Origin of the sequence: Xanthomonas sp. NCPPB 1638, assembly GCF_041475635.2 — a bacterium.
GTDB lineage: Bacteria > Pseudomonadota > Gammaproteobacteria > Xanthomonadales > Xanthomonadaceae > Xanthomonas > Xanthomonas cucurbitae.
On the sequence record NZ_CM192984.1, the window covers coordinates 924,687 to 940,248 of the forward strand.

The 15,562-nt window shown below is 66.6% G+C and carries 10 protein-coding genes and 2 pseudogenes; 10 read left to right on the forward strand and 2 right to left on the reverse strand.

Going from position 1 to position 15,562, the window contains the following annotated elements:
- The first annotated feature begins 2 nt into the window (after positions 1–2).
- The 4 genes from cysT (at position 3) to ACCQ13_RS04010 (ending at position 3,842) form a co-directional block, all read left to right on the forward strand.
- Complete coding sequence (gene cysT / locus ACCQ13_RS03995) at positions 3–863, forward strand: sulfate ABC transporter permease subunit CysT (RefSeq protein ID WP_104604094.1); 861 nt, start codon at positions 3–5, stop codon at positions 861–863.
- A complete protein-coding gene (gene cysW / locus ACCQ13_RS04000; RefSeq protein WP_104604093.1) occupies positions 860–1,813 on the forward strand; it encodes a sulfate ABC transporter permease subunit CysW in 954 nt (317 codons plus the stop codon). The genes cysT and cysW overlap by 4 nt, the downstream gene beginning before the upstream one ends.
- Before the next feature lie 7 nt (positions 1,814–1,820).
- A complete protein-coding gene (locus ACCQ13_RS04005) occupies positions 1,821–2,852 on the forward strand; it encodes a sulfate/molybdate ABC transporter ATP-binding protein (RefSeq protein ID WP_372372340.1) in 1,032 nt (343 codons plus the stop codon).
- Positions 2,853–3,125: 273 nt separating this feature from the next.
- Positions 3,126–3,842 carry a TorF family putative porin gene (locus ACCQ13_RS04010; RefSeq protein ID WP_104604091.1) on the forward strand — a complete coding sequence of 239 codons (717 nt, stop codon included), beginning with the start codon at positions 3,126–3,128 and terminating at the stop codon, positions 3,840–3,842.
- Positions 3,843–4,011: 169 nt separating this feature from the next.
- Here the strand turns inward: ACCQ13_RS04010 and tdh are convergent, their stop codons facing one another.
- Both tdh and ACCQ13_RS04020 read right to left on the reverse strand, forming a co-directional pair.
- Complete coding sequence (tdh, locus tag ACCQ13_RS04015) at positions 4,012–5,046, reverse strand: L-threonine 3-dehydrogenase (protein WP_167526823.1); 1,035 nt, start codon at positions 5,044–5,046, stop codon at positions 4,012–4,014.
- 381 nt (positions 5,047–5,427) lie between these two features.
- Positions 5,428–7,842 (reverse strand): TonB-dependent receptor, encoded by a 2,415-nt coding sequence (locus tag ACCQ13_RS04020; protein ID WP_159406670.1) that lies wholly within the window; start codon positions 7,840–7,842, stop codon positions 5,428–5,430.
- 104 nt (positions 7,843–7,946) lie between these two features.
- Between ACCQ13_RS04020 and ACCQ13_RS04025 the strand changes: the two are divergent.
- The 6 genes and pseudogenes from ACCQ13_RS04025 to ACCQ13_RS04050 all read left to right on the forward strand — a co-directional run.
- Positions 7,947–9,830, forward strand: a pseudogene (locus tag ACCQ13_RS04025) (phosphocholine-specific phospholipase C); the annotation flags it as partial.
- Positions 9,736–11,319: pseudogene (locus tag ACCQ13_RS04030) on the forward strand (S46 family peptidase); the annotation flags it as partial. The pseudogenes ACCQ13_RS04025 and ACCQ13_RS04030, both read left to right, overlap by 95 nt.
- 89 nt (positions 11,320–11,408) lie before the next feature.
- The gene (locus tag ACCQ13_RS04035) at positions 11,409–12,053 is read left to right on the forward strand and encodes a histidine phosphatase family protein (protein WP_104604088.1); all 645 of its coding nucleotides are present in this window, start codon (positions 11,409–11,411) and stop codon (positions 12,051–12,053) included.
- 206 nt (positions 12,054–12,259) lie between these two features.
- The gene (gene folC, locus ACCQ13_RS04040) at positions 12,260–13,459 is read left to right on the forward strand and encodes a bifunctional tetrahydrofolate synthase/dihydrofolate synthase (protein WP_372372402.1); all 1,200 of its coding nucleotides are present in this window, start codon (positions 12,260–12,262) and stop codon (positions 13,457–13,459) included.
- A 68-nt stretch (positions 13,460–13,527) separates the two neighbouring features.
- A complete protein-coding gene (locus tag ACCQ13_RS04045) occupies positions 13,528–14,601 on the forward strand; it encodes an SPOR domain-containing protein (protein WP_104604086.1) in 1,074 nt (357 codons plus the stop codon).
- A gap of 202 nt (positions 14,602–14,803) precedes the next feature.
- A complete protein-coding gene (locus tag ACCQ13_RS04050) occupies positions 14,804–15,550 on the forward strand; it encodes a CvpA family protein (protein ID WP_372372341.1) in 747 nt (248 codons plus the stop codon).
- Positions 15,551–15,562: the final 12 nt, after the last annotated feature.

The following is a 15,562-nucleotide window of genomic DNA, read 5'->3' on the forward strand; positions in this document are numbered from 1 at the left end:
CCATGCAGGCATCGGTTGCATCCCGCCCGGTGTCGCCATCGCGCCGACGCGTGATGCCGGGGTTGGGTCTGAGCCTGGGCATCACCCTGACCTGGCTCGGCCTGATCGTGCTGATTCCGCTGCTGGGTATCTTCATCAAGACCAGCGGGCTGGGGTGGGATGGCCTGTGGCAGGTGTGGAGCCAGCCACGCGTGCTGTCGGCGTTGCAGGTGAGCTTCGGCACCGCGCTGGTGGCCGGTGCGTTCAACGCGGTGATGGGCACCTGGGTGGCCTGGGTCTTCGTGCGCTACCGCTTCCCGGGCAAGCGCTTGCTCGATGCGGTGATCGATTTGCCGTTCGCGCTGCCTACTGCGGTGGCCGGCATCGCGTTGACCGCGCTGTATGGCGGCAACGGCTGGATCGGGCGTTGGCTGGAAGCGGCCGGCATCAAGGTGGCCTATACCCAGCTGGGGATCGTGCTGGCGCTGGTGTTCGTGGGCCTGCCGTTCGTGGTGCGGGTGGTGCAGCCGGTGCTGGCCGAAAGCGATCGTGAAGTGGAAGCCGCCGCCGCCACGCTGGGCGCCTCGCGCTGGCAGACGGTGCGGCGGGTGGTGCTGCCGGGGCTGTGGCCGGCTGTGCTGACCGGCTTCGCACTGGCCTTCGCGCGCGGGGTGGGCGAGTACGGGTCGGTGATCTTCATCGCCGGCAACCTGCCCAACGCCACCGAGATCGCGCCGCTGCTGATTACCATCCGGCTGGAAGAATTCGACTACGCCGGCGCCACCGCGATCGCCGCAGCGATGCTGTTGCTGTCGCTGGTGATCCTGCTGGTGGTCAACACGTTGCAGGCACGCCTGTTGCGCTATCAACCGAGGCCGGCATGACGGATGCTGTTTCCTCGTTGCCCTCGATGCCGCAGACCCGTGCGATGACCGAGCAGGCGCGCCGCATCACCGATTCGGCCACCAACGAGCCGCGCTGGGTGCAGTGGCTGATGATCCTGGGCGCAGTGGCATTTCTGCTGGCGTTCCTGCTGCTGCCGCTGGTGCTGGTGTTTGCCGAAGCACTGCGCGGCGGCTGGGAGACCTTCCTGCGCGCGGTGGTCGACCCGGATGCGCTGTCGGCGATCAAGCTGACGCTGCTGGTCACCGCCTTCGTGCTGCCGTTGAACCTGGTGTTCGGCGTGGCGGCCGCGTGGGCGGTGAGCAAGCACCAGTTCCGCGGCAAACGCCTGCTGGTCAGCCTGATCGACCTGCCGTTCTCGGTGTCGCCGGTGGTGGCGGGGCTGATCTTCGTGCTGATCTTCGGCCGCAGCGGCTGGGCGTGGCCGTTGATCGACGAAGGCTGGCGGCTGCAATTGCCGGTGCTGGGCGAGACCTTGATCCAGTTGCCGCGGATCGTGTTCGCGCTGCCGGGCATCGTGTTGGCGACGACCTTCGTCACCTTTCCGTTCATCGCACGCGAGCTGATGCCACTGATGGAGCAGCAGGGCAGCGACGAGGAACTGGCCGCGCTGAGCTTGGGCGCCAATGGCTGGCAGATGTTCTGGCGAGTGACGCTGCCCAATATCCGCTGGGGCCTGTTGTATGGGGTGCTGCTGTGCGCGGCGCGGGCGATGGGCGAGTTCGGCGCGGTGTCGGTGGTGTCCGGGCATATCCGCGGGCGCACCAATACGCTGCCGCTGCATGTGGAAATCCTCTACAACGAATACGCCTACAGCGCGGCATTCGCATGCGCCTCGCTGCTGGCATTGACCGCGCTGCTGACGCTGGCGCTGAAAACGTATCTGGAATGGCGGCACGGCGATTCGCTGGCCGCCAACCACCGCCACTGAGGTCACCATGGGCATCCGTATCCACCGCCTGCGCAAGCAGTTCGAGAGTTTCACCGCACTGGACGACATCAGCCTGGACGTGCGCCAGGGCGAGCTGCTGGCGTTGCTGGGGCCGTCCGGGTCGGGCAAGACCACCCTGCTGCGGATCATGGCCGGGCTAGAGCACGCCGATGGCGGGCAGGTGCTGTTCGGCGACGAGGACGCCACCCGCATGAGCGTGCAATCGCGCCGGGTCGGCTTTGTATTCCAGCACTACGCGCTGTTCAAGCACATGGACGTGTTCGAGAACATCGCCTTCGGGCTGCGCGTGCGGCGCGGCAACGCGCGCTGGGCCGAAGCGCGGATCCGGGCGCGGGTGGAAGAACTGCTGGCGCTGGTGCAGTTGCAGGGGCTGGAGCAGCGCTATCCCACCCAGTTGTCCGGTGGCCAGCGGCAGCGGGTCGCATTGGCGCGCGCCCTGGCGATCGAGCCGCGCGTGCTGTTGCTGGACGAGCCATTCGGTGCGCTGGATGCACAGGTGCGCCGCGACCTGCGGCGCTGGCTGCGTGCGTTGCACGAGCGCACCGGCCTGACCACGGTGTTCGTGACCCACGACCAGGAAGAGGCGCTGGAGCTGGCCGACCGGGTCGCCATCCTCAACCGTGGGCGTATCGAACAGCTCGACACCCCGGCGGTGATCTACGACACGCCGGCCTCGCCGTTCGTGTATTCCTTCGTGGGGGCGGTGAACCGCATTCCCGGCATACTGGAACAGGGGCAGATCCAGGTGGCCGGCCACGCCTTGCCGGCAGCCAATGCCGCGCTGGCTGCCGGGCCCGTGGACGTCTATGTGCGGCCCGAGGATCTGGTGCCCGATGACGCCGGCTGGCCGGCCACGGTGGCCTGGTCGCAGCGCAGCGGCCCACGGCTGCGGCTGCGCGCCAGGCTGCAGCCGGCCGGTAACGAGGTGGAAGTGGAACTGCCTGCCTCGGCCGGGGGCTTCCAGCCGGGCCAGCAGCTGCGGCTGGCGGCGCGGCACTATGGTGTCTTTCCGGCCTGAGCAATGGCCGGGTCGCGCGGGCAGTGAGCGGGCGCGGACAACGGGGCAGGAGGGAGCGATTCGTGGTGCCCATGGTAGCCACGACGCGCAGGTCAAGATTCCGCGCGCCCAGTCGATGACATGGCGAGTCGATCTGCACTGGATCGGGAACAAAATGCGCGCTGGATCAAGCGATCACGCAATGTATGTTGCAGTGCAGCGATGGTTCGTTTAAGTAGGTACTGCAGACCTCGCTTCGCTCTGTTCGACTTCTCTGCGCTCCAGGAGATGCCCATGACGCCGTTCCCGCTTGCCTGCTGTCTGTCGTTGCTGTTGTGCGGTGTCGCGCCGCCGGTACTGGCCCAGGACGACGGTCCGCCGGCGCCCGTGCTCAGCGGCACCTTCGCGGTCACCAGCGATTACCTGTTCCGCGGCATTTCCCAGACCAACGAAGGCCCTGCCTTCCAGGCCGGGCTGACCTATACGCTGCCCAGTGGCCTGTACATGGGCGCCTGGGGATCCAATGTGGATTCCACCACCAGCGATCCGAACTGGGAAGTGGACGGCTTCGTCGGCTACAACACCAACCTTGGCAGTCGCTGGAATGTGGACGTGTTGGTGAACCGCTACCAATACCTGGGTGCGCGCGCGTCTGACTACGCCGAGTTGATTACCAAGACCACCTTCCTCAAGACCTACAGCCTGACGCTTGCCTATACCAACGATCTGTATGGGTCAGGGACCGATGGTTATTACTACGCAGTAGATGCCCGCTGGGCGCTGCCACATGACTTCACCATCGGCGCGCATGCCGGACACAGCATCTACACCTCGGCATTGCGCAAGGTGGATCACGACTACAACGACTTTGGCGTGAACGTGGGCAAGACGTTCGGGCCGCTGGGGCTGAGCGTGGGCTATTACGACACCAGCGAAGCGGCCGAATTCGGTTTTGGGCCGCAGAATTCGCAGAACCATCTGGTGGCGACCGCCACGGTCGCCTGGCCGTGAGGTGCGCCGGCCAGCACTGGCTGCTGGCGTTGCCAGCGGTCAGATGCGGCGTGCACGGCGGCAATGCGATACGTGTCGCCCAGGCCATGGACGAGTGACGCCAAGGTCGAAGGCGGCGCCCAGCGCACACGCAGAAGGCGCCCTGGGGCGCCTTCTGCGTGTGGACGGATCAGTTCCAGCTCAGGACCACCTTGCCGGCCTTGCCTTCTTCCATCAGCTCGAAGCCCTTCTGGAAATCGTCGATCGGCATCTGGTGGGTGAGCACCTTCTGCAGCGGGAAACCCGACAACACCAGCTGGGTCATCTTGTACCAGGTCTCGTACATCTTGCGGCCGTAGATGCCCTGCACGGTAAGACCCTTGAAGATGATCTTGTCCCAGTCGCAACCGGCGCCGCGCGGCATGATGCCGAGCATGGCGATCTTGCCGCCGTGGTACATGCAGTCGAGCATGTCGTTGAAGGCGCGCGGGTTGCCGCTCATTTCCAGGCCCACGTCGAAGCCTTCCATGTGCAGGTCCTTCATCACCTCCTTCAACGAGGTGTTGGACACGTTGACCACGCGGGTGGCGCCCATGTCGGCGGCCAGCTTGAGACGGAAATCGTTGACGTCGGTGACCACCACGTTGCGCGCACCGATGTGCTTGCAGATGCCGGCGGCAATGATGCCGATCGGACCGGCGCCGGTAATCAGCACGTCCTCGCCGATGACGTCGAACTCCAGCGCGCAATGCGCGGCATTGCCGTACGGGTCGAAGAATGCGGCCAGTTCGGAGGGAATCTGGTCCGGGATCGGCCACAGGTTACTCGCCGGCATCACCATGTATTCGGCAAAGGCGCCGTTGACGTTGACGCCGATGCCCACCGTATTGGGGCACAGGTGCGGCCGGCCGCCGCGGCAATTGCGGCAGTGGCCGCAGACGATGTGGCCTTCGGCCGAGACGCGTTGACCCACCTGATAACCGGTCACCGCCGAACCGAGCTCGGCCACGCGGCCGACGAATTCATGGCCGATGGTCAGGCCGGGGGTGATGGTGCGCTGGCTCCATTCGTCCCACAGGTAGATGTGCAGATCGGTGCCGCAGATGGCGGTCTTTTCCAGCTTAATCAGCACCTCGTTGGGGCCGGGGGTGGGAACCGGTACCTGCTCCATCCAGATTCCTTTTGCCGCATCGCGCTTGACCAGCGCCTTCATCGTCTGCGCCATATGGCGAGGCCTGCTAAGTGAAATAAGTCCGCAATTATATGCCCGATGCCGCATCCGCCATGCGGCAGTGCAGGACGGTCGCCCACGTCGATCCGGCGCCTGCCGGGCGACGGAGCAGGCGGTGTACGTGCGGGCGCACGCGCCGGACAGGGGGCGACTTCGCGCGCTGCCCCCATCCGCCCTTCGGGCACCTTCCCCCGCATGCGGGAGAAGGGTGGTGCGCAGTGCCGGATGGAGGTCGCCACCGCCTTCACCCTTCTCCCGCACGCGGGAGAAGGTGGCGCGCAGCGCCGGATGGAGGTCACCACCGCCTTCACCCTTCTCCCGCATGCGGGAGAAGGTGGCGCGCAGCGCCGGATGAGGGGGACGACCTGCAGATGCTCAGAATTTCACATCCAGGCTCAGGAAGGTCTGCCGCGGTGCGCCGACCACCATGGTCTGGTTGTAGCCATCCGGATCGGAAGCGACATAGCCGTTGGTGCCGGTGCTGGCGAAGTAGCGCTTGTCGGTGAGGTTAGTGACATTGAGCGCCAGGCCCACATCCTGTGCCGGACCCACGCGGCCGAAGTCGTAGCGCGCACCGGCGTTGAACAGCCAGTACGAGGGAACCTGCGAGTCGTTGAGGAAGGTGATGTAGCGCTTGTCCACGTACTTGCCGTCCAGGTCCAGGCGCAGGTTGCCGACCTGGTAGCTGGCGCTGGAGGAGAACATCAGTGCCGGGATGCCGACCACGTCCTTGCCAGCGGTGGCAACCACGCCGTTGTTGAGGTAGTTGTCCTGGTAGCGCGAGCGATTCCACGACAGCGAGTTCAACCAGCTCAGGCCTTCGACCGGGCGCCACATCAGCGCCAGGTCGGCACCGACGCTATGCACGGCGCCGACGTTGCTCAGGATCGCCGCGCAGGTCTGCACCGCGCTGCACGGCGAGGTGGTCAGCAGACGATTGGAAAACTTGGTGAAGTAGGCATCGGCCGAAAGCTGGAACTGCGCGTCCTGCACGCGGTAGCCCACCTGCACGGTCTGCGATTGTTCCGGCTCCAGCGTGGAACGGCTGCGGTCGAACGCGGCCTGCGAGGTGGCGAACGGAGTGAAACCGAACGCCGCGATGTTCTTGCTGTAGGACGCGTAGATGTCTTGCCGCTCGTCGAGTTTGTAATTCACGCCCACCTGCGGCAGGAAGTTGTCCTCGGCGCTGATGCGGCCTTGCGCCAGCGCGTTGGTCGGCAACAGCGATTGCGCACGGGTGGTGGTGTCAAGCGCCTTTGCACCGTAGTTCAGCGTCAATCGATCATCGAGCAGACGCACGGTGTCCTGCAGGTACAGCATGCGGGTCTGGGTGGTGTAGCGCTGCAGGAAGTCGCGGCGGAACGGGGTTTGTGCGTCGTACACGTTGTACAGCGAGGTATAGCCCTCGTTACCAAGCGCAAAATAGTTGCGGCTCTGCGTGGTGCGGGCATTTTCTACCCACATGCCGGCTTCCAGATCGTGATTGCCCCATGACCACTTCAATGCGCTGGTGCCGCCGAAACGATCCAGGCCGTAATCGGTGGTACGCATGGATAGCGGAATCTGCGCCGAGGTCACCACGTACGGCGTCACCCACTGCCCCTCGCCCCGATTGCCGTGGTAGTACCCGGTGGCATCCAGGGTGGCGCCGCCGAACACGAAGGTACCCGACAGCCCGGCCAGATTGTCGCGGCGCAGGCCGCCGCCGGCGTAGTAGCTGGCATCCAGCCAGCTGTAGTCGTTGGGCAGGCCGGCCAGCGATTGCGGATAGCCATTGGCCACGCCGCTGGTGGCGCCGGTGGTCTGGTAGGCGCGAGCCATCTGCACGGCGGTGGCCCAATCCGGCTGCAGATAATCGAAATCCCAGCCCAGCACACGCTGGCTGGTCAACGACAGGTCCATGTAGTCGTACTCCTTGCGCCGCGAGGTATCCAGCAACAGGCTCAGGCGATTGCCGTCACCCCACTGGTAGACGGTCTTGAGGTTGGCCTGTTCGGATTGTTGGTCGCCGAAGCCCTTCCACTTGTCGGTGCTGGCATTGGCGTAGGACAGGTACGCCGACAATCCATTGCGGTCGCCGGTGTCGGCGCGCACGAAGGTGCGGCGCGTTGCATCGCTGCCCACCGTCTGCACCAGCCGCGCACCAGGCGTGGTCTGCGGATCGGCCGAGTAGAACTGCATGGTGCCGCCGAGATTGGTGTTGGAGGCGGTGCCCAGCGCACCGGCGCCCTGGGCGATCTCCACCGAGCCGAGGTTTTCGGAAATGATGGCGCGGGTGATGTGCAGGCCGTTGGTGACGCCGTAACTCATGTTGCCCAGCGGAATGCCGTCGAGTGTATAGCCCAGGCGGCTCTGGTCGAAGCCGTGCAAGGTGACCTGCGCGGACCACTCGTAGGTGCCGAACGGATCGGCGGATTGAAACTGCACGCCCGGCAATTTTTCCACTGCCTTGAAGGGGCTGCTGCCTGGAGTCAGTTGTTCGATGTCCTGTTGGCTGATGCGCTGCACCTGGCGCGTGCTGCCTTGCGACACCACGTTGATCGCATCCAGGTCGGTGGCGTTGCCTGCGGCATCGACCACCGCGGCCGGGGCATCTGCAACGTCGGCAGCGACCGGGGCGGCGGCGTACGCCACGACGGGAAGCAGCGCGGCCAGGGCCAGCGCCAACGCAGTGACATCAAAACGACGAGCGGAAGTCATGGGGGAATCCTGTTCAAGCACGGCTGAGGGCGGACGCGCGGTGCAAGACCGGCGTTTCGCGACGCAGGGTGTCAATGGCTCATGAAACATTGATGACGGCCGCTGTCGCAAAACTGTCGTGGTCGGCGGCTATACGTGTCCTGCACGCATCGCTTCACGCGCTGCGTCGTATCGACTTCTGCAAGGCTTCGGTCATGACCTCATCATCTTCGCGCCGCGATTTCCTCAAGCGGGTTGCCGCGCTCACCGCCGCAGGAGCCTTGCCGTCATCGATCGGCCGCGCGCTGGCGTTGCCGGCCAATGCGCGCACCGGCACGTTGCGCGACATCGAACATGTGGTGATCCTGATGCAGGAAAACCGCTCCTTCGATCATTATTTCGGCGCACTGCGCGGCGTGCGCGGCTTCGGCGATCCGCACGCGCTGCAGTTGCGCGACGGCAACCCGGTCTGGAGCCAGCCCGCCGCCGATGGACGGCGGTTGTTGCCGTTTGCGTTCGATTCGCAAAACACCAGTGCGCCGTTGATTAAAAGCCTGGATCACTCCTGGAAGGCCGGTCATGGGCAGGACCCGGCACGCTGGGCCGACTACGATGCCTGGGTGCCGTACAAGGGCGAGCTGGCGATGGGCTATTTCCAGCGTCAGGACATCCCGTACTACCACGCGCTCGCCGACGCCTTCACCATTTGCGATGGGTATTTCTGTTCGATGCATGGGCCGACCAATCCCAATCGCATGTACCTGTTCACCGGCACCAGCGGCTTGAGCGTGGGCGATCTGCGCGCGCAGGTGGCCGACAATGCCGATGACGGCAACTGGACCGCCGACATGGCGCGCGACAAGCCCGGTTACGCGGCAATGGGCTGGACCACGTATGCACAGCGGCTGCAGGCAGCCGGCATCGATTGGCGCGTGTATCAGGAATACGACAACTTCGGCTGCAACTCGCTAGCGTATTTTTCCCACTACCGTGGACTCGATCCCGCCGATGAGCGTTATCGGCGTGCGCGCGCCTGCGTGCCAGGCTCCACCGCGGACAACGCGGCCACCACGCAGGCCGAGCATCTGGTTGCCGCAATCAGCGCCGACGTGCAGGCCAACCGCTTGCCGCAGGTGTCGTGGGTCATTCCGCCCACCGCGTACTGCGAACATCCCGAAGCGCCGCCCGCCTATGGTGAATCGCTGGTGGCGCGGCTGATCGACGCATTGACCTCCAATCCGCAGGTCTGGGCCAAGACTGCGTTGATTATCAACTACGACGAGAACGACGGCTTCTTCGATCACGTACCGGCACCGTTGCCGGCGCTGGATGCGCGCATGGGGCGCAGCAATGTCGATGTGCGTGGTGAAGCCTACAACGGCGTGCCGGTGGGCCTGGGCATCCGCGTGCCGATGCTGGTGATCTCCCCGTTTACACGCGGTGGTTGGGTCAATTCGCAGGTGTTCGACCACACCTCGGTGCTGCGATTGCTGGAGCGCCGCTTCGGCGTGGCCGAGCCCAATATCAGCCCCTGGCGGCGTGCGGTCAGCGGTGACCTGACCAGTGTGTTCGATTTCCGCAAGCCGGACGATTCGGCACTGAGCGCGTTGCCATCGATCCACGACTACCGCGCGCGGACCGCTGCGTTGCGCAACAAGCCGCTACCGGTGCCGCCAAGCAACCCCAGCATGCCACTGCAGGAGCCGGGCCAACGCCCCGCGCGCGCATTGCCGTATGCATTGCAGGTGCATGCACGCGTACTCGATGGCAACGCGCTGCAGTTGCAGTTCGTCAACAGCGGCGCCGCTGCGGCGGCGTTCAACGTCTACACCAGCGCGGCCAGCGGTGGCCCCTGGTATTACACCGTGTTGCCGGGCACGCAGCTCGATGACATCCCGCCAGGTGCGCTGCACGAAGGGACGTACGCGCTGCGCGTGCATGGGCCCAATGGGTTCCTGCGCGAGTTCGCCGGCGAGCTGCCCCCCGATGCCGCGCAGCAGGCCACCCCCTGGGTGGAAGCGCGGCAGGACGGCGATGCGCTGGTGCTGGAGATCGGCAATGCCGGGCAACAGGCCTGTGCGCTGCACCGGCGACTTCTCGTTCTACCGCGCCTATGTCGGCAAGGATGGCAAGCCGGCCGCCTATGCCAAGGACAACGTGCCCTATCAGCCCAGACACTTCCTGAAGTTCGCCGACCAGCCGCTGGGCGCGGGCGACTTCGTGATGGTGGCCGGCTATCCGGGCCGGACCAACCGGTACGCACTGGCGGCCCAATTTGACAATACCGCCAGCTGGACCTACCCGGTGGTCGGTCGCCACCTGAAGGATGTCATCGCGCTGATCGAGCAGGCCGGCAAGCAGAACCCGGACATCCAGGTGAAGTACGCCAGCACCGTTGCTGGCCTCAACAATGCCGCCAAGAATTTCGACGGTCAGCTGGAAGGGTTCAAGCGAATCGGCGCGCAGGCGCGCAAGCAGGCCGATGAAGCCGCCGTGCTGGCCTGGCTCAAGCGCCAGGGCGCCAACGGTCGCGCCGCGCTCAAGGCGCACGACACCCTGGTCACGCTGGCCAAGCGCGACCAGGCCACCCAGCACCGCGACTTCGTGCTGCGCCAGTTCGATACCACCGGAACCGTGGGTGCGGCGGTGAAGCTGTACCGGTTGGCCCTGGAGCGCGCCAAGCCCAATGCCGAGCGCGAATCGGGATATCAGGACCGCGACCTGCCGGCCATCGAAGGCGCGATGAAGCAGATGGAGCGCCGCTATGTGCCGGCCATGGACCGGCAGCTGCAGCACTATTGGCTCAGCCAGTACATCGCGCTTGCGCCGGCACAACGCCTTGCGGCGCTGGACCAGTGGCTGGGCGGCGGTGACGCGGCCGCCGTGCAGTCGGCGCTGGCCAAGCTGGATGGCACCACCCTGGGCAGCACCGAAGCGCGCCTGAAATGGTTGGCCGCCGACCGCGCCGCGTTCGAGGCCAGCACCGATCCGGCGATCCGCTATGCAGTGGCGGTGATGCCGGCGCTGCTGCAGATCGAGCGCGAGGACAAGCTTGAAACCGGCGAAGTGCTCAAGGCGCGGCCGCTCTATCTGCAGGCCCTGGCCGACTACAAGAAGAGCAAGGGCGAGGCGGTCTACCCGGATGCCAACCTGTCGCTGCGCATCACCTTCGGCAACGTCAAGGGCTACGCGCCCAGGGACGGCATGGCCTATACGCCATTCACCACGCTGGAAGGCGTGGCGGCCAAGGACACCGGCGCCGACCCGTTCGACTCGCCCAAGCCGTTGCTGGAGGCGATCAAGGCCAAACGCTATGCCGGCCTGGACGACAAGCGGCTGGGTTCGGTGCCGGTCAACTTCCTGTCGGACCTGGATATCACCGGCGGCAATTCCGGCTCGCCGGTGATGGACGCGCACGGCAAGCTGGTCGGCCTGGCGTTCGACGGCAACTGGGAATCGGTGAGCAGCAACTGGATCTTCGACCCGGCCATGACCCGCATGATTGCGGTGGACAGCCGTTACCTGCGCTGGATCATGACAGAGGTGGCGCCTGCGCCGCAGCTGCTGAAGGAGCTGGGCGTGCGCTGAGGCCGCCGGGCCGGGGGCGGGGAGCGGTTATGATGCGGTCCGGTTTCGCTGCCGCGAGCCGGCCCCTCCCCCCAAGGAATTCTCAGCGCATGCGCATCCTGCTTGCTCGTCACGGCGAGACGCCGTGGAACGCCGAAGGCCGTTACCAGGGCCAGATCGATATTGCGCTGTCGCCGGTGGGCGAAGGCCAGGCACGCGCGCTGGGCGAACGCTTGCATTCGCTGCAGATCACCCGCGCGGTCGCCTCGCCGCTGTCGCGCGCGCAGGCCACTGCCAAGTTCGCGCTTGGCAGTGCGCGCGAAGGATTGCTGCAGACCGATGCCGACCTGCAGGAAATTGCCCACGGCGAATGGGAAGGGTTGCTCGCAAGCGAAATCAACGACAAGGATCCGGCGCGTCTGCGCGCATGGCGCGAGGAACCCGATACCGTGCTGATGCCGGGCGGCGAGTCGTTGCGCCAGGTACTGGACCGCAGTTGGCGCGGCCTGGCGCGCGCTGCCGACGGCCTGGGTGCCGACGACACCCTGCTGGTGGTCGCGCACGACGCCGTCAATCGCGTGATCCTGTGCAAGATTCTGGGCCTGCCGTTGTCCAGGCTGTGGACCTTCCGCCAGGCCCCGACCACGCTGAACCTGCTCGAAGGCGAGGACGTCGATCACCTGGAAGTGGTGCGCCTCAACGACTGTGCGCATCACACACCGTTCTTTGGTGAAGCCAAACATCGCGCGTTGTAGGGCGAGCTGGCGTCAACGCGCCCGGTAGGGCGTCGCCGCGTGATACCTGACCGGATGCTGAGATGACCACTCGCATCCACAGGCCACCGCGGCAGCGCAAGCGCGATAATGCGCGCTGCGAAACAGCTGGTAACCCCGTGACTATCCCGACCACACTTTCCGATTGGCTGGCCTACATCGAGCAGCAGCATCCCAGCGCGATTGCCATGGGGCTGGAACGCGTGCACGAGGTAGCGGCGCGTTTGCAGCTGCAGGCGCCGGCCAGGCACGTCATCGTGGTGGGCGGCACCAACGGCAAGGGTTCGACGGTGGCCTTCATCGAGGCGATCGGGCGCGCTGCCGGTTGGAAGGTCGGCGCCTATACCTCGCCGCATTTGCTGCGCTACAACGAGCGCGTGCGTGTCGATGGCAACGAGGCCAGCGACGCGCAGTTGGTTGACGCGTTCGCCGCAGTCGAGGCGGCGCGTGGCGACACCGCACTGACGTATTTTGAATTCGGCACGCTGGCAGCCTTGTGGCTGTTCCAGGGCGCCGCGCTGGATCTGGCAGTGCTGGAAATCGGCCTGGGCGGGCGGCTGGATGCGGTCAACATCGTCGAGTCGGATGTGGCGGTCATCACCACCGTGGACATCGACCACACCGAGTGGTTGGGCGAGGACCGCGAGGCAATCGGTGCCGAGAAGGCCGGCATCATCCGCGCCTGGAAGCCGGTGGTGCTGGGCGAGATCGACCCGCCATCGAGCGTGCTGCGCCGCGCCTACCTGCTGGGCGCCAATGCGATCCGTGCCGGCAGCGACTATTTCCATGAATCCGTCGATGCGCAGCACTGGCGCTGGCGCGATGTGGCGGTGCGCCTGGAACTGCCGATGCCCGCGCTGCAGGCACCGGTGCAGTTGGCCAATGCCGCTGCCGCGATCGCCGCACTGCAGGCATTGCCGGTGGAGGTACCGCAGGCGGCGTGGGCGCAGGGGATTGTCGCGGCACAGGTGGCGGGGCGTTTGCAGCGCCTGGAGGTCGCCGGCGTGGAGGTGTTGCTGGATGTGGGGCACAACCCGCAGGCGGCGCGCGCGCTGGCCCAGGCGCTCGCCGCGCAGCCGGTCGCCGGCACCACCTGCGCGATCTACGCCGCGCTGGCCGACAAGGACGCGCGGGGTGTGGTGGAGGCCTTGGCGGCGCAGGTCGATCACTGGGTGCTGACAGGGTTGGACGGCACGCGTGGTCAGTCGGCCCAGGCCCTGCAGCACCGCCTGCACGACACCGCCGCCGCACAGGCACCCTGTCACGCCGACGTTGCTGGCGCGCTGCAGGCGGTGCTGGCCACCGCCCAGGCCGGCGATCGTGTCCTGGTGTTTGGCGCGTTCCACACCGTTGCCGACGCGCTGGGCGCACTTCGTTCAGCCGGTTAGGGCCGGCAGGCGGGCGCGGGCCTTATAATCGCTGCGGCACCCCGCCACGCCGCCCCTAGCTCTCTTCTGTGGACACTGCTCTGAAACAGCGACTGATTGGCGCCATCGTTCTGGTGGCGCTCGCCGTGATCTTCCTGCCGATGCTGGTCAAGGGCCCTGCGCCGTCCAGCGGCGTGGCCGATGTGCCGCTCGAGGCGCCTGCCGCGCCCGGCAAGGGCGAATTCGAAACCCGCGAGCTGCCGCTAGTGACGCCGGGCAATGCCCCGGCCGGTGGCGCGCTGGGAATGGCCGGTGCCCCCAGTGTTCCGGCAGCGATGCAGGACAACCCCGATGCAGCGGATCTGGCCACGCCGTCCAGCACGCCGTCCACACCGGAAGTGGCGGCCGGCAACTACGCGGTCAACTTCGGCGCCTATGCCACCAGCGCCGATGCCGATGCGGTGATCGCCCGGCTCAAGCAGGCACAATTGCCGGCGTTCAGCGAAAAGACCCAGATCAGCGGCCGTCCGGCCTGGCGCGTGCGCGTGGGCCCGTACGCCGATCAGGCCCAGGCCGAATCGGCCCGGCTGCAGGCGGTGAAGGTGCGCAGCGACGTCAACGCCCAGGTGGTGACGCTGGATGTGGGCGCCACCGCTCCGCCGCCGGTCCCGACGCCGACGCCAGCGCCCAAGCCGGCCAGCAGCGTCACCGCCGCCGCGGCGCCCGCCGCCACCAAGACCGAAAGCCTGCCACCGGAGCCAGCCAAGCCGGTCGCCGCCACGCCCAAGCCGGCCGAGGTGCCGAAGCCGGTACCGGCCAAGCCCGAGGTTGCCAGGACCACGCCGGCCACGCCTGAACCGGCCAAGTCGGAGCCGGCCAAGCCCGCTGCGTCCGCCCCCATGGTCCCGGCAGCGCCGGCTGCCAGCGGCGTCGGGTTTGCGGTGCAGCTGGGTGCCTTCGGTCGTGCCGACGATGCCAACGCGCTGCGCGACCGTGTGCGTGCGGCCGGCTTCAGCGCCTTCGTCGAACAGGTGCGTACCGACAAGGGCGCGCTTAACCGCGTGCGCGTCGGCCCGGTGGCCAACCGCGGGGAGGCCGAGCAGCTGCGCGCGCAGGTGGCGGCCAAGGTCGGCATTTCCGGCATGGTGCGTCCGCACCCGTGAGACCCCAGCGCACTGCGCCGCGTCGCCGTCAGGCGATTGCGGCAGCACTGCGAGGTGGCAGGGCGTCTACTGCATGCATGGCAGACGCGGCCGTTATCGGCTTCACCGAATCGTTCGACAGCCTCACGCCCAGGAAGGGGACAGCCATGAAGACCCAGCCACGCTGTACAAGCGGCGCGCATGCCGTGTGGAGTTCCCGCCGATGATCGACATGGTGTTGGGCGTCATCATCCTGGTGTCGGCCCTGCTGGGCCTGCTGCGCGGCTTTGTTGCCATCGTGGTGGGCACCTTGTCGTGGCTGCTGGCGGGTTGGGCCACGTTTCAGTTCGGCGGTGCGGCGGCGCACTGGCTGGCCGGTGGCAAGCACCCCTCGGCCACCGAATCGTTCGGTGGTTACGCGATGGTGTTCGTCGGCGTGCTGGTCAGCGTGGCGGTGATCGGCATGGTGGTCCGGGCCGGGGTGGATGCAGTCAGGCTTGGGGGGACCGATCGTCTGCTCGGATTCGGCCTAGGCGTGGTGCGCGGCGGCTTTCTGGCCTGCGTGCTGGTCTTGCTGATGGGCTTCTCGCCGCTGCCCCGCGAGCCGTCCTGGCGCCAGTCGGTGCTGGTGCCGCTGCTGTCGCCCGGCGCGGGATGGATGCGGGCGCAGTTGCCTGCCTGGCGGATGCCATCGATGGAGATGCCGTCCATGGAACTCGGCGAGCTGCCATCGGAGTTGGGGAAGTTGCCCTCGGCAGGCGATACTACCGACCTGGGCAAGGCGCTTTCGGGGTCCGGGCTGGGTGACAGCATCAAGAGTGCGCTCGGCAAACCTGGCAAACCCGCCAGCGACGGACGCGATCCGGCGCAGGCGATGCCCGCCAATATCGATCCGGCGCAGGTTCGCGGCGGAGAAAGCGACCCGGCTCGGGTCGAGTCCAAGGGCCAGGTACGGCCACCTTCACAGTAACGGCGCAAGCCG